Here is a 23975-nt window from a genome sequence, read left to right as displayed (position 1 = left end):
TTACAATTTTTACCCAACCCTAACTAACTCCCATCTCATCAAATTCCGGCTATCCAAAACATCAATACGGACACAATGACTGAAGTTATGAGCATTGCGAGTAATGGGCGTAATGCCTTTTCCTTTACATCCTTCAAGCTAACATTTAATCCGAGTCCAACCATCGCTGATGTTAAGATAAACGTTGTAATAAGGCTTATTCCGTCCATTAGATTTTGTGACATAGGGATATGTCTACCTAACACATAGCTTCCAAATAAACTCATGCCAATGAATCCTATCAGAAACCACGGAAATGTGACTTGTGAACGATTTCCATTATCCACGTTTTTTCTATTCTTCACCCATAATATTAATATAAAACAAAGTGGTACAAGCAGGAACACTCTACCAAGCTTTGCTAATAAAGCAATGGCTAAAGCTTCCTCACCGGCTGGTTCGGCAGCTAAAGCAACATGTGCTAATTCATGAAGGCTAAGCCCTGACCATATGCCGTATTGATCGTTAGATATAGGCAGGAATGGCAATATTAATGCGTAAATAATCGAGAAAATTGTTCCGACTAACGCTATGATACCCACGCTTATTGCAGTGTCCTCGTCTTTAGACTTAATAATTGGTGCTGTTGCCGCAATCGCCGCTGCACCACAAACCCCTGTGCCAATCCCCAATAATAAAGAAATGTTTGTATTCGCTTTAAATAGCTTTGCAAAGATTAATGTTAGAGAAATAGCGAGGACAATTATTACCAATCCTTTTACTAATAAATCGACACCTTCCTGTAAGATGACGTCTATATTTAACTTTAATCCATATAAAATGATTGCAAAGCGCAATAAATATTTTGATGAAAATGTAATACCTTTTCGGAATAACTCTGGATAGCCAAAAATCTGACGAAAAATGATAGCGAGAAGTATCGCACTTGCTAGTGGACCTAGTCTGTCAAAGCCGGGAACAAAGGATAAAGAATAACCAGCAATTGCAAAAAGAAATGTAAAACACATACCGGCAAAGAGTCCTTTTTGGTGGATATATTTTGTTTTATTCATAGATGTTTTCCTTTCTAATCAATACAGTTGAAGTAATACCTAATTATAAGTTCTGTTTTATGATAAGAAAAATAAATATTTATTATCGTTATGATAAGATATCTTTATAATACACAGAATTAAGGAGTATGCTTTATGGAACATCATTTAAAGGTTTTTCTAGAAGTGGTTGAAAAGAAAAGCTTTTCAAGGGCCGCAGAAGTTTTATACATGTCACAGCCGGCTGTGAGTCAATATATTGCTGCTTTAGAAAAGGAATTTGGTGTTCGGTTATTGGAGCGAAGCAATAAGTTCGTACAAGTAAATCGAGCAGGTAAAATTGTCTATCAATACGCTAAAGATATATTAAGAAATTATGATCAAATGAAACTGCTTGTCTCCGATATAAAAAATAGTCCCAGCGGGCAATTGAAAATTGGTGCAAGCTACACGATTGGCGAGTATCTTTTACCCAAAATACTGGCGAAATTGCAAATAGAATTTCCTAAGATTATCCCAGCCGTATCGATCGGTAATACGGAAGAAATCGGCAAAAAGTTAATTCACCATGAGATTGACATTGGATTAATTGAAGGACATTTCACGCATCCACAGATTTTGTCTGAGAAGTTTTCAATAGATAAAATGTATATCATTAAAGGTGGTCGGCAATCCTTAGAGAGAGAGGTAATCCTTTCTAGGGAAGAATTAGAGAACGAAACGTGGATTATTCGTGAGCAAGGGTCTGGAACAAGAGAGGTGCTAGAGGTTTTTTTCAGAAAAAATCATATTCATCCCAAACGTGTCATAATATTAGGTAGTACGCAAACAATAAAAGAAGGGGTTGAATCTGGGCTGGGTATAAGCATGCTCTCCGAACTAACGTTAGACAAAGAATTACAACTACATACCATTCATAAACTTGAGGTTGAGGGAACACCAATTCAACGTGATTTTTTCATTATTAAAAATCACCAAGAGTTCCATCCGAAAGCATTACAAACATTTGAAACATTAGTAAAAAGTAACCGATTGGAATAGTAAAAAGTCTTCGAATTTTTGATGCCCTTACATTGTAAGCAAAAGAAGAGTATAATAGAAGTAGAAGTAAGAAAGGGGATGCTTTCATGTCATTTTCTCGCGGGCCAAAAGAGCCAGTTCCAGAAATCGAAACAAATGTGTGGTCATGTACAAGTGATGAGTGTCAAGGCTGGATGAGAGAATCATACAGTTTTGAAGAAGAACCATCATGCCCACTATGTCAATCATCAATGGAACATGAAGTACGCGTACTGCCAGAAATGAGATAGATTTAGGATCTCCAAGTACAGATTAAAGCTATATATTTTTATATTATTCTTTCCGATGGTGCCTCTAGGCGCCATATTTTTTTGGCAAAATAAAGTACAGGTAGGATGATTATTTTAATGATTTAACTTAATATTGCAGAACTAAATTGTCAAGTAGAGCATGGATATTAGTTTGCTTTCAAAATAAACTGCGAACTAACTTAGGATGGTATTTGCTTCCTTGGCCATCGCTACACGGAGCGCACCTTAGGGGAGCTGGTGAGCCTTCTTGTGCTGTCGCACTTCGAAGTCTCACCTAGGCTCTTCTTCCCGCAGGAGTCTTCGTGTATTTCTTCCGCTGAAGATAGAGGAGAATCTAGAAAATAAAAGAATGACAAACCCACTAACATTCGAAGACACAAATGTCACTTCTTTACAGTTTAAATCAACTTCATTTTATCATTTATCAAACGGCGAACGAAAAAAACCTTTTCACTTATTAATCACTATATATCGGGCAAATACATAATATATAAATAGCCCAATAAAAGGATGTGTCTTAATGCCTGAAAAACAATATTATTACGTCACAGGAAATACTGCAGAAGGTTTAAAAAATTATTTGCCATCAAACCTTGAACATCTTAGACAAATTTTTATTTTAAAACATCAGTCAAATTCTTTAAAAACGGCAGTATTAAAAAAACTAATTAGTACCCATGAAGCCAATTCAAAATTAGAAATATTAAAAAGTCCTTTAGGAGCAAGATACCTAGATGGAGTAATTATTAGAGAAAAATCGATTGCATTTATTATTGATGATATTGCAATTCCAGAATTAAAAAATACAGTTGAAATAGATATAAATGTATCCATTCCAAATAATACATCCATAGATCAAGCAAAAGAAAAATTCCATACATTCACGCAAGCTGCGCATGACAATTTCAAAACAGGTCTAAAAATCCATGATGACCTAGAAGCAATTTACATTAAAGAAATGAATTTCAAACGTGCAGACCAATTAGCGCAAGAGCTCATCGAAAACATTTTACAAAATAGCTCAACCAACAATCGGCAAGCAAATGTCTATCGTCGTATGTTTGGCACGAATACTGCAGATGGGGTTGTCAATGAGGTTCCACATTTAACGAGTGATATAAAGAATGTTTACTATATCAAAGGGAGAGCGGGAACAGGAAAATCGACCTTTATGAAAAAAATCGCGAACGCCTGCCTGGAAAAAGGATTTGATGTTGAGTTATATCATTGTAGTTTTGATCCAAACAGTTTAGATATGGTGCTAGTTCGTGACTTGAATTTCTGTATATTTGATAGTACGGATCCACATGAATTTTTCCCAAATAGGAAGGGTGAAATCATCCTCGACTTATATGAAGAAACAGTGACACCAGGAACAGATGAAAAATATGCGACACAAATTAACGAGATAAACGAACATTATAAATCTTTTATGAGAAAAGGCATTAATAATCTAACAGAAGCGGGAGAATATTTAGAGAAAATTGAACATCAATATTCTTTTACAAATAGAGATATTAACCAAATAATGGTAATTATTAACGAAGAGATACTATAGTAATCAAAGGGTAGATCCTAATTATTGGATCTGTCTTTTTATATTAATAAAATTTCCCTCTTGTAATTTTTATTAATATCATGTAAAATGAATTAACTGAAAATTAAAATAGATAATTTTCATAAAAAGGGTGGTGGATTGGATGGTAACCGTAAAAATGCTTAAACCATATTACATTAAAGCAGATGAAAATTATGTTCGCATTATGCTTGCGTATCAGTATTTTTCAATTGTCATGGAAGAAAAGGTTTATCAATTTATACCCGTCGAAGCGAATGAAATTAAGATCAATCGTAAAACGAAGAAGGTAGAAAACATTGATGCAAGGTTTGCTTTCCAAAATGAGAAAGATGTTGTCTATGTCACCATGGCCAAGTTAATGACACTCCCTGATTTCCAAAAACAGCTTGATTCCATTGCCGAATCTTATTATTTCAAACAAGAAGTTAACATCGATAAGGTTAAACAGGAAAATGAAACCGCTTTAATTATTGCTGAACTTGAAAAATTAAACGTAAGGCGAATGATTGACCGTGCATTGGATGAGCGGGATGAAGTGATATTTAATGAATTGGTAAAATTATTATAAAAATTGTTCTATATTCTTAATTGAACAGAAAGGCTTTTGTGTTTCATGCAGAAAAAAAGTGTCTTTATCCAGATTATAAATCGTAAATGGAGGGAGCAGATCGTTGGATGCTTTCTCCATTTTTAATTATAAAGTATTTTTCTAGTAAAGTTATAAAAATTTAGATATTATATATATAATGAATATTGCAAAGGGGGATTATAAGGGTAGAAGTGTTAGCATATTAGTTTTTAATGTGAATTGGTTCACAAGTATTTAGTTGTTTTTTTAAAAGGGGGAGGTTAGGAACATGAAAAATAAAGGAATGGGCTCGTTAAATATTTCTACTATTGTTATTGCGTTAATTCCAATTGCAGTTGCGATTAATTATCTCGGAAAGGTTGTTATCGAGATATTAAAGCTGCCATTATGGCTTGATTCAATTGGTACAGTGATTTCTAGTATGCTTGCTGGACCATTGATTGGTGCATTTACTGGACTCATAAATAATATCATCTATGGATTTACGCTAAGCCCAATTTCGTTTGTCTATGCAATTACAAGTGTTGTTATCGGCTTAGGGGTAGGGATTATGGCTCATAAAGGGTGGATTGCTTCCATCAGTAAAGCAATTATAATTGGTTTGGTTGTCGGATTACTCGCTGCTATTGTGTCAACACCATTAAATATAATGTTCTGGGAAGGGACAACTGGCAATGTTTGGGGAGATGCCTTTTACCTTTATTTAGAAAGTATTGGAATGCCACAATGGGTTGCCTCATTTGGTGACAGTGTTGTTGTCGATGTTCCGGATAAAGTAATTACCGTACTTATTGGTTATTTGATTTACAGAAGCCTGCCAAAAAACTTAATTCGTTTATTTAATAATAATAATGAAATAGAGAAATTATAAATTCAGCCGAAATTCCGTGGGAAACTCCTGCTTCTCACGGAATTTGTCAGCGAATTCGTTTGAAAGGAGGTAATCTTTTTGGAACCGATTCATTTATATGCGCATAAGAAATCATACATCGATCAAATTGATCCAATATCGAAGTTGTTATTTGCTTTTGTGTCTATTTTTATTACATATTTATTTTCGTCTATTCCGATTACATGCTTCGTTTTATTAATAAGCATCTTATTGTTAATGGTTGGCCGGGTGTTAAGAAAAATCGTCCCATTATTAGCAATTAGTTTTACGCTTTTGTTATCAATCATTGTCGTCCAAGGGTTAACCCATCCAACGAATGAAACGCCGTTGCTAACGATTGGATCGATTATTTTTTATCAAGAGGGACTTACTTTAGCATTCTTAATTACATTACGTGTGTTTAATATGCTTGCTGCATTTGGTGTGCTTATTTTGACAACTAAACCTGACGATTTAATGGAATCCTTAATGAAGCAAGGAATGTCGCCTAAGATCAGCTACGTATTTCTTTCTGTATTTCAGCTTATTCCACAAATGCGTGCAACCTTAGGAAAGATCACTGATGCACAGCGTTCACGCGGGATGGAAACGGAAGGAAGCCTAATGATAAGAATAAAAGCATTCTTTCCATTAATTGGTCCTGTTGTGCTAAGTTCGTTAAACATGACGAAGGAAAGAGCGATTGCCCTTGAAGTAAGAGGGTTTAGTTCAAAAGGGAAGAAGACTTTTATAAATGAAGAAAAATCGTATTTCTATCCAAAATTTATCAGATGTGGACTTTTAGCTTTATTGATTGCCGTAATTGTTTGGAGGATTGTTGGATGAGCAAAATTCGTGTAGAAGGTCTGAAATATCGTTATCCAGATATGGATAGATTGGTACTGGATAATCTAAGCTTTGAAGTGGAAAAAGGAGCGTTTATTGGAATTGTCGGTGAGAATACTGCTGGAAAATCAACCCTTTGTTATGCATTAACAGGGCTTGTTCCTCATTTCTTTAAGGGGGCATATGGCGGTACTGTCTTAATTGATAATTTAGATGTTAAACAGAGTGAAATTAGTGATGTGACTAGAAAAACGGGACTCGTATTTGATCAGCCATTCTCACAAATGACAGGTTCGAAAACGACAGTATATGAAGAAATCGCCTTTGGATTAGAGAATTCTGGAGTAGAACGTGAAGAAATGCGTATTCGAATAGATAAAAGTTTACGATTGATGGATATTGAGCATTTGCAAAATAAAAATCCCTATGATTTGTCTGGTGGACAAATGCAACGAGTCGCAATCGCTAGTGTACTCGCAATGAAACCAGATGTAATCGTCTTCGATGAACCAACATCACAGCTAGATCCACAGGGGTCTGACGAAGTTTTTCAGGTTATAGCAAAACTCGCAGAATCCGGAATTACTATCATAATGGCGGAACATAAATTGGAGAAACTCGCAGAATATGCCTCAAAGATTTTATTGTTACATAAAGGGAAACAGATAGCTTATGGTTCCCCTGAGGAAGTATTTTCCCGGGATGATATTCTAGAGTATGGTATTGCTCCACCGGTTTATGCCAGAATTGCTAAAGCCTTAAAGTTGAAAAATAAGGCAGAGTTTTATCCAATAACATTGAATGACCTAAAGCAACTCTGGAATGTAGGTGATTAATGATGGCAGAAATTAATGTGCGTGGACTCCATTTTGGTTATCATCCAGACCAGGAAATATTAAAGGGGATTAATCTCCATTTTAAGGAGAAATCCACAGCGATAATTGGCCAAAATGGAGCTGGAAAGACAACTTTAGTAAAGTTATTTAAAGGATTATTAAAACCGGTAAAAGGTGATGTTTTAATAAATGCTACCAATACGAAGGAGATAACAGCAGCGAAACTAGCAAATCAAATTGGTCTAGTATTTCAAAATCCAAACGATCAGATATTTAAAAGCAATGTAATTGATGAAGTTAAATATGGTCCATTAATGATTGGCTTTACTGAGAAAGAGGCAAGTATTCAGGCAGATTTAGCACTAGAAGCGGTAGGTTTAAAAGGATTGGAACAAGTGAATCCCTATGATTTAAGTTTATACGAGCGAAAGATGATTAGTATTGCATCAATCCTTGCGATGGATATGCCAATTGTTATTTTTGATGAACCGACAATGGGTCAAGATTATCAAGGGAAAGAGAGAATAAAAGCGATAATCAATCGATTACGCCAAGAAGGAAAGTTAGTTCTATCGATTATCCATGACATGGACTTTGCTGCTGAGGTATTCGAACGGATTATTGTAATGAAAGAAGGGCAGATTCTATTGGATGGTGAGTCGAGAGAAGTATTTGCTGAAGTGGAATTATTAAAAGAAGCTTATTTAGAACAGCCACATGTGACACGAATTGGCAGAGAACTTGGAGCAGAACAGGTATTTTTAAATGAAAGGGAATTAATCGATTGGTTAAAAATACAACATGCTACACTTCAGTAAGTTAGCAAACGCATTAGCAATAGAAGAAGCGTAATCTCTTTGGGTAAAAGAGGCTGGCACATAACTAAAATAACGCTCAACTTTATGAGTGAATCAAAGAAAAATCCGAACTAATTCAAATTCTTACTGAAGAATTTTGAATCATAGTTCGGATTTTTCTTAGTCTAAACATTTTTGCACTAGCCTATTTGCTTGGTGTTTCCTTTTTCTCTAACGAAGGAATATTCGACTTGTCGAACTATCCCAAAAATCGGGCGCATTCTGTACATCGCACAAATGGTCAGTTTCGCTTTTGTGCATTGTGTTCACTCACTTTATTTCCATTAAAAGATCAGCCATTTTTTCAACGATATAACTGCTGCCTTTTTCCTGCGTTTCTTCAATCATCATCGCGATTAATATCTCTTGCGAATCAGACGGATAGGCAACGAACCAGCTGTTCTCCGCACCGCCTTGTTCACTTGTTAGCTTGAGCTCAGCTGTTCCAGTTTTCCCAGCAATCGCAAAGTCCGCATCATTTGCTTTATGTGCTGTCCCATTAGATTCAGTAACTACTGCTCGTAATGCTTCTTGAATAACTGTCGCTTGATCAGCTGTAATTAATCCTTCCTGCCATACTTGCCCAGTTTCTTCAGTAGAAAGCAAGGTTGGTTTTATCATATTTCCGCCATTCAAAAACGTTGTATAGGCAGTAGCGATATGAAGTGAACTCACTTCTAATTGCCCTTGTCCATAGCTAGAATTCGCTAGCTGAACCTCATCCTCCATCGTTCCAGTTGAGGATATGGATGAAGCGGTAATTGGATATTCATAAGGTAATGCTTCACCGAATCCGAATTGCTCCATTCCAGTGATAAATGCATTGGTTCCCATTTCCACTGCCTTCATCGCGTAATAGATATTATCAGAACGAACAAGCGAGTCACGTAAATCAACTGGTCCATTGGAAGGGGAAACTCTTCGCACCTCGTAATCTCCCCATCCTGAACCATTGCTCCATGTTAAACCATCAATTTCAATTCCTTCATCTGGTACAATCGTGCCATTTTGCAAGCCGATGCTAGCAGTTACTGGTTTAATAACAGACCCTGGCGCATAAGTTGCAGAGAAACGATTTAATAAAGGATTCATCGGGTCATTTTGTAATGTTTCCCATATATTGCTAGTTGTGCCATATAGAATCTCATTCGGATCGAAAGAAGGACTGCTTACTAATGCTAATGTTTCTCCCGTTTTCGGATTAATCGCTGCAGAGGTACCAGAATCCCCATCATAGTTTGCATAAATTTTTTCCTGAATGTTAATATCGATAGTGACGGAAATATTCTCTCCATTCTTAACAGCCTTCTCTACTAGAATAACTTCATCTTCATTTTCTTTAGAAATCGTGACTTGAATTCCTGGTTCTCCTTTAAGGCGCTTTTCATATAATTGCTCTAATCCTCGTTTGCCGATTACATCATTTGCACCGTATACGCCAGGTTCTTGTTTCTCCAGTTCCTCTGCGGTGATTTGTCCAATATAACCAACTAAATGTGCGGCAGCTTCCCCAGCGGGGTAGACACGACCAGAAACCTCTTGGCTGCTAATTCCATCTATTTGCCATAATTTGCTTAACATTTCTTTATCATAGATTTTTTTAATTGGCACAAATAAATTTGGTTGAACCCATCCTGCACTTAAAGCGGTGTCAATCGAATCGACAGAGATGTTTAATGCAGTCGCGATTTTTTCCTTATTTGCCTCTGGGTTATCCCCGAGTTTTTCAGGGACTATCCCAACTTCGTAAACGACATCATTTAAAGCTAGTGGCATTTGATTTCGATCAAGGATTTCCCCGCGAACAGGTGTCGTCGTGTGAAAATTAATCTCTCCACCATCTTTTAGCTCGGGAAAAATATACCCTGAATCCCATTGAACAAACCAATTTTGTTTTTCTTCTTCACCCTCTCGAACAAGGACAGCCTCATAATCAAATGATATTGGTCCCGCAAAGGTTTCCATTTTAACTGTAAATGGTAAAGTAGCTTTCCCTTCCTCCATGGCTGTCTTGAGACTTTCTTTCCCCAGTGCTTCATAGGACACTTCTATTTCTGAAACTTGAAGATCATCGTAAATCTTTTGTTGACGCTCCACCGATTGTTCAGCAGGAAAAGCCTCCTTTGTATCAGCTGAGAAGAAGTCATATAATTTTTCTATTTCAAGCTCATTCCAATTTGTTACATATGCTTCGAATCGTTCATTAGGTGTTACTTGGTCTTCCGAACATGCAACTAAAACGAATGACATGAAAATAAATAAAACGAGCATTTTTTTCATCTAATTACCCCCAATCTTGTCCAGTTTATTATATCATTTTCTTATAATAATAAAATGATTTGGATATGCTAGACCAGCTTAGTATTGAAGAGTTTTCCCATATCACTAGGCTTTGTACAAAAACAGTCACACCATAATGTTAAATAGTGTGACTGTCTAATTTGGCTATGATTTAGTTTGCTTCCATATGTGCCGTTACTTCATCATGGATTCTGTTAAATTCTGAATCTGGTACAACATAATACCAAACGCCATTCATCGTTTGACCACTACCGTTAATTTCTAAAGTTGTAACCTTACTGCCAGTGTTACGGTAGCTAGAGAATAAAGTTTGTATCTTTTCCATATCCAGGTCTGTTTGAACATTTCCACCTAATATGTTAAGTATTTCACCAATTTTAGTAATACTGCTGAAGTTTGCTCCTTCTTTCATTGCGGCAGTAATTACGTTTCTTTGACGTTCATTTCTACCTAAGTCACCTCGTGGGTCTCCTTTACGCATACGGATATAATCCAGCGCTTCTTTACCGTTTAATCGAATTTCACCTTCAGGGAAGGTTGAACCACCTTGAGAAAATGCGAGACTATTATTTACTGTAACTCCACCTAAGGCGTCAATCCCTTGCTGGAAACCTTCCATATTAACTCGTGCATACACATGGACAGGGAGATTAAATGCTTCTTCTACCGTTTGAACGGATAACTCCGTACCACCGAATGCATAAGCATGATTAATCTTATCCATGCCACGACCTGGAATATTTACATACGTATCTCTTGGAATACTCAGCATCGTCATTGAATTTGTTTTTGGATTTAATGAAAGCAGAATCATTGTATCAGAACGTCCTCTATCGCCCGAGCGTTCATCAACGCCAAGAAGCAGTGCGTTTACTGATTCCGTATCTTTGAAAATCGTTTCAATTTCCTTTTGTCGTTCGGGATCATCATCTCTTGATAGTGGGCTGTGCATCGTCTCAATTGTATTTCCAAGTTCATTCCAAATGTATACGGCGAAACCTACACCAATTAAAAGTATGGCAAGTATAATTCCCCCGACCCAGTAAGGCCATTTGCGTTTTTTCTTATTATGTCTTTTTTCTGCTCTAGAAACCACATGAATTCTCCTCTATGTTTACTAATCGTCTGAAAAAATAGGACGAAATACGGATAAAATTAGCTAACCTGGATAAATTATAGCGGAATTAGGAGCAATAGTCTATCTAATAATGAGAAATATACGATAAAAATGTCGTATTTTATTGTGTGTAATCAACTGGAAGGACAGTGATAATATAGCGTTCTGGTGTTGACCAAGTAAATGGAATGGATAGCGAGTTGTAGGCGTTAACACATCCATTCCTTTGGGGTAATAATCGTGCGGTCTTCTGAATCAACAACTTTTGTATCAATAAACTCATATAAAATTCTCCGTATTGCAGTTCTATTGTTAAAATGTCTCCCAGGGTTAATTTCTCCCATATTACGAAATACCGTATCAATTATGTCCTGATAATACAATTTGCTCGCCTTGTACGGGATAGGCTGTTCCATCATAATGCCCGACATCTTTTGCAAGCCGGTCTGGGTCCGTTCCTTCAACAATTGGCAAATCTAATTTGAACTTAGGTATATATAAGATACCGACTGTTTACCGAGGACTGGTGAGAAGCTGCTTGCTGTTTCTATAGAGGGTTCCATTATAGACTCCGATATTTTAGAACTATTTTCGCGTTCAATTAGCATTTCGCCTCTTCTAAACTCTTTTCTTGTGCAGCATTCGTTTGCAGCCGTTGATATCCGCCAACACCAATAGTGATTATGCCCAATACAGTTAATAACCGCAGAAAATTTCCTCATAGAAAACACCTTCGCGAAAAGTATTAGCTTTAGTATAAACGTACTTTTTTAGAATATTAAAGCTAAGACTACTTTGTTCTCTATAAAATCTAATAATATATGTAATTATTAGATAATTGGAGAAAATAAGTAAATTATAAAGAAAAACGTTCTTAATATAGAAAAAATGGCTGTTTTTAAAGTTTCCATTTCTAGGAAAAAAAGACTATACTTTATTTGTATTGTTCATTATAAAGAATAAATTTATAGTTAATAAGAACGATGTAGAAAAAAACGAAAGAGAGAAGGATTGAGTGTTTGTCTAGGATTCCTGGATATACATAGAAGTCCTAGCTTTGAAGGGAGTGAATGCTTAAAAAAACGAAAGTAATCGCAGTCTCCCTTTTAATCGGGACGACGTGCACTTTTGCAAATGCTGGGACCTTCCTAGCTTGTATGAAAAAAGCTTTATGGAAGAGCAAGCAGAAGTTAATAATACAACAGATGATTGCATCATCGAGTTAATGAAAGATTTTGGCTCATTCACATATATCCGTATTAATGAACATTGAAAATCAAATAGCATCTATATAGGCTCTCTTGCGTTTAATAACGCTGAAGAAGTTTTGGAGAACTATCGTGCTTATTACCAGTCTCGATTAACGGTGGCAACAGAAGCGATTGAACAGGAAGTAGATAAAGAGGTTGAGGAATACCTAACAAAACTCTTAGGCGAGTAAGGTTTTAAAGGGCAAACGTCCGTTAGAAAATACTATTAAAATGCTGATTTTAGTGCTGTGCCGTTTTCACGAATTATTGGAGAGATTACGATTTCCCAATTTCCTCTAAAATTATAAATCAATAATAACCTTTTATATAAATGTTACCGGTAGATTTACAAAACTAGTTAATATGCGACAAAACTAGTCAGTCATTAGACCTGGTAATTATAGTATAATAGTCTTACTTAAATAAGAATTCATCAGTTAAAGGCAAACCATTTGAAAAATTGGGACGCAAAATCACAGATCTAAAGCTAAAGGCTAAGATGGCTGGATTGTCTGAATAATAATTGGGGGATAAAATGTGGTGAATACAATAGAAGATATTGTGTTAGATTACGAATGGATTACACTTATTAAAGAAGCAAAAGTGTTAGGAATAACCATTGAAGAAATCCGCCTCTTTCTCAACGATGTCAGGGAATAACCGTGATATTACAGCTAGCCAATGTTATTTTTAGAATACCCACTTGTTTTATGGTATAATTCGCAAAGAGAGTGGGTGAGACGATTTGATAGGTGAAAAAATCAAAAAATTACGTCAGGATAAAAAACTATCTATATCAGAACTTGCCGAGCGTGCAGGTGTAGCAAAATCATATTTAAGTTCCATTGAACGAAACCTTCAATCAAATCCATCGATCCAGTTTATCGAGAAGATTAGCAGTGTCTTAGGTGTATCTGTAAATGACTTAATTAATGATAATAGTCCCACAGATCCGGCAGAACTAGATGATGAATGGTTAAAAATCGTCAAAGATGCAATGGAATCTGGAGTTACTAAAGAGCAGTTTAAAGAGTACTTAGAATTCAACAAATGGCGAAAAAAACATGAAAGTTTATGAATAGTGAGTTTTAAAGGGACCGTTGGAGTTTGATGTTCAGCGGTTTTTTTATGTATGGAAATCGGAATTCGTCGAATGTTTTACATTCTAATCTATACATTTCTGTAAATGTCGCTATACTATTCCTGATGGAGATTTACTATATAATTTTATAAAAAAGTTAGGTGCAAGATGCGAAAATTTTGGTACTGGCTATTGCCTTTAAGTTGGATGGGTGTCATTTTTTATTCCTCTGGCACTCCTTATGAAAATCAGGACATTAAACCATTATTAGGAAATTTCTTTGATTTTTCCTTTTTAGAACCGGCTCTTGGGTGGATAAGCTTTACCTATCATAATAGTGTTGTAAGTGTTGATTCACTTGGCGTAGAGGGGTTTATTGAGTTCTTTATTCGTAAAGGTGCACATGTTACGGTGTTTTTCCTTTTATTATGTTTTGTTTATCTTGCAATATCTAAAACAAGTGGAATGATGTTCTATAAACGAATGATACTTTCATTTTTGTTGTCAGCAGCATATGCTATCTTAGATGAAATTCATCAAGGCTTTACACCAAATCGTACACCATATATTGGAGATGTAGTGATTGACAGTATTGGCGCAATTCTTGCCATCCTTCTTATTGCTATCATTCGATGGTGGAAAATGAAAAAAGTGAAGAAAACGACATAAAGTGAGGTAGTTAGACGAAAGTTTTAATAGAATGTGATTTATATTTTATAATCTGGTAGTTTCGATAAATTTCGACACCACCATTTATCATTTCGTGCTATAATCTTTCTCAGATAAGAAAGTTTTAATTCTTCTTATCTGGTTGTACAGCAGATGTAAACTATGATGAAGGCGGGAAACACATGGGGGAACAGGAAGCATATAAACGACTTTTAAAAAAAGTTATTGATGATACAGAAAACGATAAAATTCAATCTACAGACGAACTAATACAGAAGCTAATCAAAGAACTTACAACAAATAACGTATTAAGAGGTCATATACAGTCTTAATGAAGAAACCACATTTTATATTTGAAATGTGGTTTCTTATGCATTTACTCTATTTCTTCTTCTACTGTTGATTCAACGTCAATCTCAATATATTTTGCTTCTGTTTCTTCAATTAATGCTTGGTCATTTGTAAGGTCAACAATCCAATCTTTGAAGCTCAGTTCCTCACCATCTTTAACAAATACAATAAATTCCACATTTTCCAGATAATGGATATCCTCAAGGATATGATGGGAGTTACGCAATACATTTTCCAGCTTTCCTAAAAGCCCGTAATCTACTGTTACAGAGAAGCCTTGCATTCTTTGCCGTTTCACTATCCCAGTTGTTTTAATTGCAATCGATGTCGTTCCGCCATAAGCGCGTATTAATCCCCCTGCTCCAAGCTTAATTCCACCGAAATATCTAGTTACTACAACCGCGGTATCCTTTAATTGCTGTTTCTTCAATACTTCTAAGATAGGTACACCAGCTGTACCACTTGGCTCACCATCATCATTCGCTTTTTGAATTTGATCATGTTCTCCAATAATATAGGCTGAACAATTATGGGTCGCATCATGATGCTTTTTCTTTATTTCTTGTATGAAATTAACTGCAGCTTCTTCTGTTTCCACACGTTTTACATAGCCGATAAAACGTGATTTTCGAATCATCTGCTCATCGTTACCTTCTTTTTTTACTGTAAAGTAAGTAGATAACATCTTGATTTTATCCTCCTAATCGAACATGATGAATAGATAAACAATAATATTTATTCATCATGATAGTAACATTTTAAATAAAAGGGTAGAATTTACTAGAAAAAGGGTAAAGACCCTACAAAAGTAGATAAAGTATACGTATAATTATAACATAGGTTGGTGGAATACGATGGCAGTTAAGATTAGTGACAAAGCATTAGATCATGTTATTGACGAAATGATTGGTGTCGTTGAAAATAGTAAGGATGAGATATTCTACATAAGTGAAGGAGCTCGCACAGAACATGAGCAGCTTGTAACAGAGTTAAAAGAAACGAAGGAAAAAGTGCTAAAGCACATTGAAAATGGTGATCAGCTTGAACAGAAAGTCTATTATTCAAGACAACGGTTAGCAGAAGTGAGCAAATACTTTGATCGATATTCAGAAGATCAGATTCGTGATGTTTACGAAAAAACGCATCGGATGCAAACCAAGTTAGCGATGCTTCGTCAAGAAGAACAAATTTTGCGAGAAAAACGTGATGACTTAGAGAGAAGACTCATTAATTTATCGAAGACAATTGAAAGAGCAGAAGGATTAGCAGGTAAGGTTTCTGTTATCCTAACTTATTTACAGGATGATTTTAGACAAGTAAATGAAATGATTGAAAATGCTAAAGAAAAGCAAGCTTTTGGATTGAAAATTATTGAGGCACAGGAAGAAGAGCGCCGCAAGATTTCAAGAGAAATCCATGATGGTCCTGCGCAAATGCTCGCAAATATCCTGCTTCGATCAGAGCTTGTTGAGCGGTCATACCGTCAAGGTGCTGTTGAGGAAGCATTAGCAGAAATAAGAAGTGTTCGAAAGATGATTCGTTCTTCGCTATATGAAGTAAGAAGAATTATTTACGATTTAAGACCAATGGCACTTGATGACCTCGGATTAGTGCCTACAATTAAGAAATATATTGCAAACATTGCGGATTATAATAATATGAAAATTGACTTTACTGTACTTGGAGAAGAAACACGTTTAAATCAAAAATACGAAGTTGCCTTTTTCCGACTCGTTCAAGAATCTGTTCAAAATGCGATTAAACATGCAGAAGCAAGAGAGATTCAAGTTAAATTTGAAATACGCAAAAATAGCTTGACAATGGTAATTAAAGACAATGGAAAAGGGTTTGATCCAAAAGTAAAGAATGAAAAATCATTTGGACTGATAGGCATGAAGGAACGTGTAGAAATGTTAGATGGCAGCCTAACAATTGATTCCATAATCGGAAGAGGAACGACAATTATTATTCGAGTTCCATATAAAGCCGTATAAAGTGTATAATAGGGATAATCGAATGTATATAGATAATTGACTATAAGAAGAGAATCTTCATCACTGTATATTAAATAGAGAATATATTTTGCTATGGACCAGGGAGGAATAGAACAATGAATGAAGAAAAACGTATTAGTGTTGTATTAATTGATGACCATAAATTATTTCGCGAAGGGGTAAAACGCATATTAGAGTTTGAACCGACTTTTGATGTAGTTGCGGAAGGGGAAGATGGAACAGAAGCTTCCAAATTGGTGAAGGAGAATAATCCAGATGTTGTACTTATGGATATCAATATGCCGAATATGAATGGCGTGCAAGCAACAGCAGATCTTGTTCGATATTTCCCTAATACAAAAGTAATTATCTTGTCCATTCACGATGATGAAAGCTATGTAACACATGCACTTAAAACAGGTGCACAAGGTTATCTCTTAAAAGAAATGGATTCTGATTCATTGATTGAAGCGATTAAAGTAGTGAGTGAGGGTGGTTCTTATCTTCATCCGAAAGTAACACATAATCTCGTTCTAGAATATCGCCGCCTTGCGAAAGAAAGTGCAATCACGAACATTGACCATGGTATTGAATACCGTAAGCCATTACACTTACTTACTAAGCGAGAATGCCAAGTGCTGCAATTACTTGCAGATGGCAAGAGTAACCGTGCTGTTGCAGAAACCTTATATATAAGTGAGAAAACAGTGAAAAACCACGTAAGTAATATTTTACAAAAAATGAATGTTAATGACCGTACGCAAGCAGTAGTCTCGGCAATAAAAAAAGGCTGGGTGGAAGTAATATAAAGCGCAGGTCCATTTCTGATAAAAATACCCTGATACAATTGTTATTAGGGTATTTTTTTTGATAGGTAAGTTTTGATTCTTATAATGCTTTTTTCTACATTATCATGTAAAATATAAGCGAATAATATATTGCCTTATAAATAAATAGTAGGGCAGTTTGTGTGTAGAGGAGAGAAGAAATTCGATGAAAATTGCTGTAATGACAGATAGTACAGCCTATCTTCCATCAGAAATAAAGGAAGAACTTAATATTCATATGGTTCCATTAAGTGTTGTATTTGAAGATACATCCTATGAAGAAGAAATTGACATTACTTCCGAGGAATTTTACCAAAAGATTAAAGAAGTGAAAGAATTACCAACTACTTCACAGCCATCAATCGGGCTAATAACGACAAAACTTGAGGAGCTTGCTAAAGAATATGATGCAGTAATATCTTTGCATCTTTCAAGCGGAATTAGTGGTACATACCAAGCTGTAGCAAGTGCCGGAAACATGGTGGAAGGCATCGACGTATATCCTTATGATTCTGAGCTTAGTTGTATGGGATTAGGGTTTTATGTGCTTGAGGCGGTGAAAATGGCGAATGAAAATAAAACACCTCAGGAGATTCTTGCAAGATTGGATGAAATGAAACAGAGCATGCGCGCCTATTTTATGGTAGAGAATCTCAGCAATCTCCATCGAGGCGGCAGACTCAATGGTGCACAAGCACTTGTGGGCAGTTTGTTGCAAGTAAAGCCAATACTCCATTTTGTTGATAAAGTAATTGTTCCATTTGAAAAAATTCGCACTACGAAAAAAGCCCTAAATCGAATTATCGGCATGCTCGAGGAGGATGCTGCAAATGGAAACGAGCTTCGTGTATCATTCATCCACGCGAATAATAAACAAGGCGCCATCAATTTACGTAATGCATTTTTAGAAAAATACCCTTCAACTGAGACATCAATCAACTATTTCGGCCCGGTAATCGGCACACATTTAGGAGAAGGCGCACTCGGTGTTGTTTGGTACCAAAAGTAGGACAACGATAATATGGATCCATCCATTGCAGATGATGTATGCACCAACTATTATTGTAGTAATAAACAGTCGCTTTCCATGGGAAATCTCTGATACTCAACAATTTAGTTCGACTTCTATATCGATAGATAGGTTTCGCGCAATCCCAGCGGAGGAAATACACGGAAACTCCTGCGGGAGGAAAGGCCTGGGTGAGACTACGAAGTGCTCTCTTCACAATGAGGCTCACCAGCCACCCGCGGATAGTGTATTTCCGGAGTGGCATGCCAGAAACCTAATTTAATCCTAAGTCAGTTGCACTTTATATAAACAGCAACAAATAATAAGAAATAATCCTACTAAATAGAATGGGAGTGAAGTAATGTTTAACAATCAGCCACTTCCTGAAAATGCTCAACTAGATAAACTCTCCTTTTTATTGTCAGGAAAACTCCTCTTACGAAAGGAAATACAGCTTCAGGATAAAAATCTCCAGCAATTACTTAAAGCAAAATTACTAATCCAAGTGAAATCAATTACTAAGAGAAACTTCGTCCATCAATGTATACGGTGTGGAAACCAGAAACCGAGTTTATTTGCAACGATTCCATGCCAACAATGTAAGAATACCCATCTTTATTGTCGCAAGTGCATTGAAATGGGAAGGGTTCTTGAATGTGAACCACTTTATGAATGGAATGGCAAGAGTCCAATCTGGACACGGCACGTAACACCAAGTTCTTGGGAGGGCGAGCTTACAGCTGTCCAACAAAAAGCAGCGATGCGAATCGAAATAGCGATCAAGAATCAGGAGAAAGAGCTCTTATGCTGGGCTGTTTGCGGATCGGGAAAAACGGAAATGCTTTTTCCAGGGATTATCGAAGCATTAAAGCTTGGAAAACGAATATGTATTGCAACACCTAGAGCAGATGTTGTACGGGAGCTTAAGCCAAGAATCCAACAAGCTTTTGCAAATGTAGCTGTCCAAGCTTTATATGGCGGCAGTGATGAGAAAGAGGCGACCGCGCAGCTCATCATCGCAACGACCCACCAATTATTAAGGTTTAAAGATGCATTCGATTTATTAATCATTGATGAAATTGATGCTTTTCCCTTTCATGCCGATCCATCGTTGCCATTTGCTGCGAATCGGGCGAAAGCAGACCAAAGTACAACACTTTATCTAACCGCAACTCCAAGAGCGGAACATCGGACAAGAATAAATCATAAGAAGCTTGCCCATATATTTGTACCGATTCGATTCCATGGCCATCCCCTACCAATACCGAAAATGAACATGGTATTTTCATTAAAAAAGGATTTAAAAAATAATAATCCCCCTGCAGCCTTTCTTAACTGGATCCGGAAGCGTCAGAACCCTTCCAGACAATTACTCATCTTTGTTCCTACCATTCGTTTAGCTGAACAATTACAGGGTACATTGGCTAATAAACTCCTTAAAGAACAAATCATACCAACTAAAAATAAACTGCTTTTCGTGCATGCTGAGGATTCAGACCGAGCGGAGAAGGTTAACCAATTTCGAATGAAGGAGCTGTACGTTTTAATTACAACCACAATCTTGGAAAGGGGTGTAACTTTTCCCTCTGTAGATGTAGCGATTCTAGATGCAGGGCATGTAGTATTTGATGAAGCAGCCTTAGTGCAAATTGCTGGCAGAGCTGGAAGAAGTGCAGATGACCCAACTGGTGAGGTAATCTTTTTCCATGATGGCAAAACAGAGGCGATGGTACAAGCCATTAAATCAATCAAGATGATGAATAAACGTGGAGGATTTGCATGATGGAATGCTTATGGTGTGGGCAGGCAATTATTCCGGATATAACATGGACAAATTTATTTATGCCTGAAAAACCGAGCCCGTTATGCAGAGTATGTGAAGAACAATTGGATCAATTAGATGGGGCACGCTGTAAGCAATGTAGTCGTCGGTCAGATGTAGAGATATGTCTGGATTGCGATTGGTGGAATGAACATGCAACCAGAAACACGATAGAATTCAATTATTCAATTTTTGCTTATAATCCATTCATTCAAGAGATTATTACAAAATGGAAGTACCGTGGGGATTACGTTTTAGGAAATATATTCCAATCATACTTTCAGCAGGCATTTAGAAATAACTTTGCTTTGTTAAAAAAGGACCTGGTCATAATCCCTATCCCTTTAAGTGAAGAAAGACTTTTTGAAAGAGGCTTTAATCAGGCGAAGCGACTGGCAGAGTTCTTGCCGATTGAAACGAGTGATGTCTTAACGAGGATACATGGTGAAAAACAATCGAAGAAGACAAGGACAGAGCGACTTGATTCGGAAAATCCATTTTTTATGAAGGAAAGCCTTCAAAAACCTGCAATTCTTGTCGATGATATATATACAACAGGTACAACCTTAAGGCATGCAGCCAGTTTGTTAAGGGACAATGGCTGCCCGAAAGTTTATACCTTTACGTTGATACGAGGATAAGAACCTATTAAAAAATGAGAATAAGTGAATATGAGAAACTAAGACTGCCATTAAAATAATTTGGCTAAATCTTAGTTTTTATAATCGTGATATAATGACTGAAATGAGGGATTGACAATGGCAGAATTAGCAAATTGCTCACGTTGTGGAAATGTTTTTGTTAAAGGGATACGTGAGATCTGTCAGAATTGCTACAAGGAAGAGGAAGAAGCCTTCCAAACGGTATATAAGTTTTTACAAATACAAAAAAATAGAACAGCTACAATGATAGAAATTGTGGAAGCCACTGGAGTAGAAGAGGAATACATTTCAAAATTTGTTAAAGAAAAGCGATTATTGCCAGCCCACTTTCCAAATCTTGCCTATCCATGTGATCGATGTGGGGCGGATATTACAACAGGCAAGCTTTGTCATGATTGCCAGATTGAGCTAAAAAAGGATCTCGCAATCCATGATGAAATTGAGACAATCTCGGAAGAAAGACGCATAAAAGGAAAAGAAACAACGAATGCCTATTATGCATTTAATAAATATAAACGAAATTAATTCTTCATTATTGGAGTTTTCTTGCCGATATTAATAATAACTAGATAAGGAACGATAGATCAAAGGGGTGAGCTGATATGAAAATAAACGGTCCAAATCAACCGAATTTTAATCCATACAAAAATATAATCCAGAAGCAAGCGGAGATTAAAAAGACGACAAGTAAGCAGGATCAAGTTGAAATATCTAGCTATGCAAAGCAATTACAAGAAAATGAAAAACCGAATGCGAAACGGACTGCATATGTTCAGGAAATTAAAGATGCAATCGCTGCTGGTGATTATAAAGTTGATGCCGAGAAAGTGGCAGATAAAATGGTGAAATATTGGTCGAAGTAATCTGATTTGGAATTAGAAGGAGGACAATCGATTGTCCGTACAAACAATTATTCAATCATTAGAGAGATTAGTGAGTGTTCATGTCGAGCTACTAGCGATTTCACAAGATAAAACAGAAATAGTAAAAGAAGGCTCTGTTGATAAATTACAGGCATTACTTGTGAAAGAGCGTAAGCAAATTCGATTGTTGGAGCAAGCGGAGATAAAACGGCAGGAAAGCGTTGAAGCATGGGCGAAGAATAGAACAATTGCAGTAAACCAAGCGACCATTACAACGATGCTAGAAACATTAGAAGATGAAGCTGAACAAGAAGCATTGGCCTCTGTTACCACAGAGTTAACCAAGTTGATTACAAAATTGAAACAACAGGAGCAGTTGAATCAAGCATTGCTGAATCAGTCCATGCAATTTGTGCAGCTTTCGTTAGATATGTTAAATCCATCCATCAATAATTTAAACTATGGTAATAAAAGTAAAGAAACAGGGTCTACGGGCAGGTCCTTATTTGATTCACAAGCATAATTGAGATAGTAATTAGTTGAAAACTAGATAAATTTACGGTTTAAAGGAGTAATCGAATTGAGTACCTTTCACGGGCTAGAAATGGCAAAACAGGCATTATTTACACAGCAATCGGCATTGTATACGACAGGACATAATATTGCTAATGCAAATACAGAAGGCTATACAAGACAACGCGTAAACTTTGAGACAACAACACCATTTCCTTCTGTTGGCAGAAATCGACCGCAAATGCCTGGGCAAATGGGGACTGGAGTTGAAGCTGGATCGGTTCAGAGAATTCGTAATCAATTTCTCGATACCCAATTTCGCGGAGAAAACAGTCTTTCTGGGTACTGGTCAACTAGGGCAGAAGCATTTAGTCGGATGGAAGGATTACTGAATGAACCATCTGAAACGGGTCTGAATGCATCGATGGATCAGTTTTGGCAATCATTAAATGGATTAGCATCTAACCCGGATAATTCGGGTGCAAGATCTGTCGTTGTCCAGCGTGGACAAGCTTTGGCAGAAACATACCATTATTTATCAAATTCATTAGACACAATTCGAGGTGATCTGAAACAACAGCTTGATAGTAGTGTTGATAGTGCAAATTCGATCCTTAGACAAATTGATGATATTAATACAGAAGTTCGGAAATTAGAAACAAATGGATTTGTAACGAATGATCTTTATGATAGACGCGATGTATTAATCGATGAACTGTCCAATATGATGGAGATTAGTGTTCAATATGATGAGAGTAGTGCTAGTGCAAAGGATATTGCACAGGGTCTTGCAACAATCAAAGTGGGCGACATCATTTTAGTTAATGGGGCTGAGGGTGGACATAGCACTGTATCTATTAATAATGGTGAAGCAAACTATGATGCAGTTGAGAAATTATTCGTTACGAATGCAGATAGTGAAGCAGCTGTAATTGGCATGCCACCGGCTAAGGTAGGCTCAATTGCAGCGCTAATTGAAGCATATGGATATATGGATGGTACGGAGGTAAAGGGAGACTTCTCAGATGTAATTGCTACATTAGATGACATGGCATATCAATTTGCAACTGCGTTCAATGAAGTCCACAAATCCGGTTTTGGATTAGATGGAAACACAAATCGTAATTTCTTCGGGAATTTAACAAGTTCCGAAAACGCAGCAAAACTTATTCAAGTTGACGAATCCATAATGGAAAATCCCTCCCTCGTTGCAGCGAGTAGTGATGGCATTTCTGGTGATGGAGGAAATGCGAGTGACTTAGCAGATGTCTTTTATGATGACTTAGACTTTTCGAATGGTGAAAAAACATCAATCAAAGATTTCTATGAATCTGTAATCGGAAATCTGGGTGTAAATGCTAGTGAAGCAAATCGAATGGCTGATAACACAGCTATTCTGCTTACACAGGTGCAAAACCAGCGATTATCTATAAGTTCTGTTTCACTTGATGAAGAAATGTCTAATCTAGTGAAATTCCAGCATGCTTATAATGCTGCTGCAAGAAGCTTGACTGCGTATGATGAATTAATTGATCGTGTAATCAATAATATGGGATTAGTAGGAAGGTAGGTGTCA

27 protein-coding genes, 1 pseudogene and 1 riboswitch are annotated in these 23975 nt (G+C 36.5%); of the genes and pseudogenes, 21 read left to right on the top strand and 7 right to left on the bottom strand.

Annotation, left to right across the window (positions count from 1 at the left end; all coding sequences use genetic code 11):
- Positions 1 to 38: 38 nt before the first annotated feature.
- The gene (locus CUC15_RS14420; RefSeq protein WP_114917329.1) at positions 39 to 1052 is read right to left on the bottom strand and encodes a YeiH family protein; all 1014 of its coding nucleotides are present in this window, start codon (positions 1050 to 1052) and stop codon (positions 39 to 41) included.
- A gap of 135 nt (positions 1053 to 1187) precedes the next feature.
- Here CUC15_RS14420 and CUC15_RS14415 point away from each other — a divergent pair, with 135 nt between their 5' ends.
- From CUC15_RS14415 to CUC15_RS14380, 8 genes are all read left to right on the top strand, one after another.
- Positions 1188 to 2072: a LysR family transcriptional regulator gene (locus CUC15_RS14415; protein ID WP_114917328.1), complete on the top strand. Its 885-nt coding sequence runs from the start codon at positions 1188 to 1190 to the stop codon at positions 2070 to 2072.
- Positions 2073 to 2158: 86 nt separating this feature from the next.
- Entirely contained in the window at positions 2159 to 2341 is a 183-nt protein-coding gene (locus tag CUC15_RS14410; RefSeq protein WP_114917327.1) for a cold-shock protein, read from the top strand.
- Positions 2342 to 2882: 541 nt separating this feature from the next.
- On the top strand, positions 2883 to 3920 hold the full coding sequence (locus CUC15_RS14405) for a hypothetical protein (protein ID WP_114917326.1): 1038 nt from the start codon (positions 2883 to 2885) through the stop codon (positions 3918 to 3920).
- 142 nt (positions 3921 to 4062) lie between these two features.
- Positions 4063 to 4509, top strand: a complete 447-nt coding sequence (locus CUC15_RS14400) for a hypothetical protein (protein WP_114917325.1) — start codon at positions 4063 to 4065, stop codon at positions 4507 to 4509.
- Between the two features lie 289 nt (positions 4510 to 4798).
- Complete coding sequence (locus CUC15_RS14395; RefSeq protein WP_114917324.1) at positions 4799 to 5401, top strand: ECF transporter S component; 603 nt, start codon at positions 4799 to 4801, stop codon at positions 5399 to 5401.
- A 78-nt stretch (positions 5402 to 5479) separates the two neighbouring features.
- Positions 5480 to 6247: an energy-coupling factor transporter transmembrane component T family protein gene (locus CUC15_RS14390; RefSeq protein WP_114917323.1), complete on the top strand. Its 768-nt coding sequence runs from the start codon at positions 5480 to 5482 to the stop codon at positions 6245 to 6247.
- Positions 6244 to 7083 carry an energy-coupling factor ABC transporter ATP-binding protein gene (locus CUC15_RS14385; RefSeq protein WP_114917322.1) on the top strand — a complete coding sequence of 280 codons (840 nt, stop codon included), beginning with the start codon at positions 6244 to 6246 and terminating at the stop codon, positions 7081 to 7083. Before CUC15_RS14390 ends, CUC15_RS14385 begins: the two co-directional genes overlap by 4 nt.
- A complete protein-coding gene (locus CUC15_RS14380) occupies positions 7083 to 7901 on the top strand; it encodes an energy-coupling factor ABC transporter ATP-binding protein (RefSeq protein ID WP_162800327.1) in 819 nt (272 codons plus the stop codon). Before CUC15_RS14385 ends, CUC15_RS14380 begins: the two co-directional genes overlap by 1 nt.
- Before the next feature lie 309 nt (positions 7902 to 8210).
- On the opposite strand, the gene CUC15_RS14375 is transcribed toward CUC15_RS14380, so the two are convergent.
- From CUC15_RS14375 to CUC15_RS20520, 5 genes and pseudogenes are all read right to left on the bottom strand, one after another.
- A complete protein-coding gene (locus CUC15_RS14375; protein ID WP_114917320.1) occupies positions 8211 to 10220 on the bottom strand; it encodes a penicillin-binding transpeptidase domain-containing protein in 2010 nt (669 codons plus the stop codon).
- A 172-nt stretch (positions 10221 to 10392) separates the two neighbouring features.
- The gene (locus CUC15_RS14370) at positions 10393 to 11337 is read right to left on the bottom strand and encodes an LCP family glycopolymer transferase (RefSeq protein WP_114917319.1); all 945 of its coding nucleotides are present in this window, start codon (positions 11335 to 11337) and stop codon (positions 10393 to 10395) included.
- Between the two features lie 142 nt (positions 11338 to 11479).
- The gene (locus tag CUC15_RS20530; RefSeq protein ID WP_242985869.1) at positions 11480 to 11641 is read right to left on the bottom strand and encodes a hypothetical protein; all 162 of its coding nucleotides are present in this window, start codon (positions 11639 to 11641) and stop codon (positions 11480 to 11482) included.
- Positions 11568 to 11777 carry a sortase family protein gene (locus CUC15_RS20525; RefSeq protein ID WP_242986026.1) on the bottom strand — a complete coding sequence of 70 codons (210 nt, stop codon included), beginning with the start codon at positions 11775 to 11777 and terminating at the stop codon, positions 11568 to 11570. The genes CUC15_RS20530 and CUC15_RS20525 overlap by 74 nt, the downstream gene beginning before the upstream one ends.
- A 4-nt stretch (positions 11778 to 11781) precedes the next feature.
- A pseudogene (locus tag CUC15_RS20520) lies at positions 11782 to 11832 on the bottom strand (hypothetical protein); the annotation flags it as partial.
- A gap of 1208 nt (positions 11833 to 13040) precedes the next feature.
- Positions 13041 to 13124: riboswitch (cyclic di-GMP riboswitch) on the top strand.
- A 21-nt stretch (positions 13125 to 13145) separates the two neighbouring features.
- Between CUC15_RS20520 and CUC15_RS14360 the strand changes: the two are divergent.
- The 4 genes from CUC15_RS14360 (at position 13146) to CUC15_RS20280 (ending at position 14690) form a co-directional block, all read left to right on the top strand.
- On the top strand, positions 13146 to 13268 hold the full coding sequence (locus CUC15_RS14360) for an anti-repressor SinI family protein (protein WP_114917318.1): 123 nt from the start codon (positions 13146 to 13148) through the stop codon (positions 13266 to 13268).
- A gap of 85 nt (positions 13269 to 13353) precedes the next feature.
- Positions 13354 to 13686: a helix-turn-helix domain-containing protein gene (locus tag CUC15_RS14355; RefSeq protein ID WP_114917317.1), complete on the top strand. Its 333-nt coding sequence runs from the start codon at positions 13354 to 13356 to the stop codon at positions 13684 to 13686.
- Positions 13687 to 13857: 171 nt separating this feature from the next.
- Positions 13858 to 14358, top strand: a complete 501-nt coding sequence (locus CUC15_RS14350; protein ID WP_114917316.1) for a VanZ family protein — start codon at positions 13858 to 13860, stop codon at positions 14356 to 14358.
- A 182-nt stretch (positions 14359 to 14540) separates the two neighbouring features.
- Positions 14541 to 14690: a hypothetical protein gene (locus CUC15_RS20280; RefSeq protein WP_205317608.1), complete on the top strand. Its 150-nt coding sequence runs from the start codon at positions 14541 to 14543 to the stop codon at positions 14688 to 14690.
- 44 nt (positions 14691 to 14734) lie between these two features.
- Here the strand turns inward: CUC15_RS20280 and CUC15_RS14345 are convergent, their stop codons facing one another.
- Positions 14735 to 15394, bottom strand: a complete 660-nt coding sequence (locus CUC15_RS14345) for a YigZ family protein (RefSeq protein WP_114917315.1) — start codon at positions 15392 to 15394, stop codon at positions 14735 to 14737.
- Between the two features lie 169 nt (positions 15395 to 15563).
- On the opposite strand from CUC15_RS14345, the gene CUC15_RS14340 reads away from it, so the two are divergent.
- The 9 genes from CUC15_RS14340 (at position 15564) to flgK (ending at position 23969) form a co-directional block, all read left to right on the top strand.
- Complete coding sequence (locus CUC15_RS14340) at positions 15564 to 16703, top strand: sensor histidine kinase (RefSeq protein WP_114917314.1); 1140 nt, start codon at positions 15564 to 15566, stop codon at positions 16701 to 16703.
- A 116-nt stretch (positions 16704 to 16819) separates the two neighbouring features.
- Positions 16820 to 17512, top strand: coding sequence for a response regulator (locus CUC15_RS14335; RefSeq protein ID WP_114917313.1), 693 nt, complete (start codon positions 16820 to 16822; stop codon positions 17510 to 17512).
- 184 nt (positions 17513 to 17696) lie between these two features.
- On the top strand, positions 17697 to 18539 hold the full coding sequence (locus CUC15_RS14330) for a DegV family protein (protein ID WP_114917312.1): 843 nt from the start codon (positions 17697 to 17699) through the stop codon (positions 18537 to 18539).
- A 361-nt stretch (positions 18540 to 18900) separates the two neighbouring features.
- Positions 18901 to 20322, top strand: coding sequence for an ATP-dependent helicase ComFA (locus CUC15_RS14320; RefSeq protein ID WP_114917310.1), 1422 nt, complete (start codon positions 18901 to 18903; stop codon positions 20320 to 20322).
- Complete coding sequence (locus tag CUC15_RS14315) at positions 20319 to 21002, top strand: ComF family protein (RefSeq protein ID WP_242985867.1); 684 nt, start codon at positions 20319 to 20321, stop codon at positions 21000 to 21002. Before CUC15_RS14320 ends, CUC15_RS14315 begins: the two co-directional genes overlap by 4 nt.
- Before the next feature lie 117 nt (positions 21003 to 21119).
- A complete protein-coding gene (locus tag CUC15_RS14310; RefSeq protein ID WP_114917309.1) occupies positions 21120 to 21548 on the top strand; it encodes a TIGR03826 family flagellar region protein in 429 nt (142 codons plus the stop codon).
- A 77-nt stretch (positions 21549 to 21625) separates the two neighbouring features.
- Positions 21626 to 21886, top strand: a complete 261-nt coding sequence (gene flgM / locus CUC15_RS14305; protein ID WP_114917308.1) for a flagellar biosynthesis anti-sigma factor FlgM — start codon at positions 21626 to 21628, stop codon at positions 21884 to 21886.
- Positions 21887 to 21917: 31 nt separating this feature from the next.
- On the top strand, positions 21918 to 22409 hold the full coding sequence (locus tag CUC15_RS14300) for a flagellar protein FlgN (RefSeq protein WP_114917307.1): 492 nt from the start codon (positions 21918 to 21920) through the stop codon (positions 22407 to 22409).
- Between the two features lie 57 nt (positions 22410 to 22466).
- Positions 22467 to 23969, top strand: a complete 1503-nt coding sequence (flgK, locus tag CUC15_RS14295; protein ID WP_114917306.1) for a flagellar hook-associated protein FlgK — start codon at positions 22467 to 22469, stop codon at positions 23967 to 23969.
- Positions 23970 to 23975 lie beyond the last annotated feature (6 nt).

It is taken from the genome of Oceanobacillus zhaokaii, assembly GCF_003352005.1.
Classification (GTDB): Bacteria; Bacillota; Bacilli; order Bacillales; family Amphibacillaceae; genus Oceanobacillus; species Oceanobacillus zhaokaii.
This window is presented reverse-complemented; position numbering and strand designations above follow the sequence as displayed.

Bases quoted from the DNA above. Each gene is read 5' to 3' on its own strand.
- CUC15_RS14320 (WP_114917310.1), top strand. From the start codon at position 18,901: ATGTTTAACAATCAGCCACTTCCTGAAAATGCTCAACTAGATAAACTC.
- CUC15_RS14375 (WP_114917320.1), bottom strand. From the start codon at position 10,220: ATGAAAAAAATGCTCGTTTTATTTATTTTCATGTCATTCGTTTTAGTT.
- CUC15_RS20525 (WP_242986026.1), bottom strand. From the start codon at position 11,777: ATGATGGAACAGCCTATCCCGTACAAGGCGAGCAAATTGTATTATCAG.
- CUC15_RS14380 (WP_162800327.1), top strand. From the start codon at position 7,083: ATGATGGCAGAAATTAATGTGCGTGGACTCCATTTTGGTTATCATCCA.
- CUC15_RS14405 (WP_114917326.1), top strand. From the start codon at position 2,883: ATGCCTGAAAAACAATATTATTACGTCACAGGAAATACTGCAGAAGGT.
- flgM (WP_114917308.1), top strand. From the start codon at position 21,626: ATGAAAATAAACGGTCCAAATCAACCGAATTTTAATCCATACAAAAAT.
- CUC15_RS14310 (WP_114917309.1), top strand. From the start codon at position 21,120: ATGGCAGAATTAGCAAATTGCTCACGTTGTGGAAATGTTTTTGTTAAA.
- CUC15_RS14340 (WP_114917314.1), top strand. From the start codon at position 15,564: ATGGCAGTTAAGATTAGTGACAAAGCATTAGATCATGTTATTGACGAA.
- CUC15_RS14345 (WP_114917315.1), bottom strand. From the start codon at position 15,394: ATGTTATCTACTTACTTTACAGTAAAAAAAGAAGGTAACGATGAGCAG.
- CUC15_RS14335 (WP_114917313.1), top strand. From the start codon at position 16,820: ATGAATGAAGAAAAACGTATTAGTGTTGTATTAATTGATGACCATAAA.
- CUC15_RS14410 (WP_114917327.1), top strand. From the start codon at position 2,159: ATGTCATTTTCTCGCGGGCCAAAAGAGCCAGTTCCAGAAATCGAAACA.
- CUC15_RS14350 (WP_114917316.1), top strand. From the start codon at position 13,858: ATGCGAAAATTTTGGTACTGGCTATTGCCTTTAAGTTGGATGGGTGTC.
- CUC15_RS14330 (WP_114917312.1), top strand. From the start codon at position 17,697: ATGAAAATTGCTGTAATGACAGATAGTACAGCCTATCTTCCATCAGAA.
- CUC15_RS20530 (WP_242985869.1), bottom strand. From the start codon at position 11,641: ATGAGTTTATTGATACAAAAGTTGTTGATTCAGAAGACCGCACGATTA.
- CUC15_RS20280 (WP_205317608.1), top strand. From the start codon at position 14,541: ATGGGGGAACAGGAAGCATATAAACGACTTTTAAAAAAAGTTATTGAT.
- CUC15_RS14395 (WP_114917324.1), top strand. From the start codon at position 4,799: ATGAAAAATAAAGGAATGGGCTCGTTAAATATTTCTACTATTGTTATT.
- CUC15_RS14315 (WP_242985867.1), top strand. From the start codon at position 20,319: ATGATGGAATGCTTATGGTGTGGGCAGGCAATTATTCCGGATATAACA.
- CUC15_RS14400 (WP_114917325.1), top strand. From the start codon at position 4,063: ATGGTAACCGTAAAAATGCTTAAACCATATTACATTAAAGCAGATGAA.
- CUC15_RS14420 (WP_114917329.1), bottom strand. From the start codon at position 1,052: ATGAATAAAACAAAATATATCCACCAAAAAGGACTCTTTGCCGGTATG.
- CUC15_RS14415 (WP_114917328.1), top strand. From the start codon at position 1,188: ATGGAACATCATTTAAAGGTTTTTCTAGAAGTGGTTGAAAAGAAAAGC.
- CUC15_RS14385 (WP_114917322.1), top strand. From the start codon at position 6,244: ATGAGCAAAATTCGTGTAGAAGGTCTGAAATATCGTTATCCAGATATG.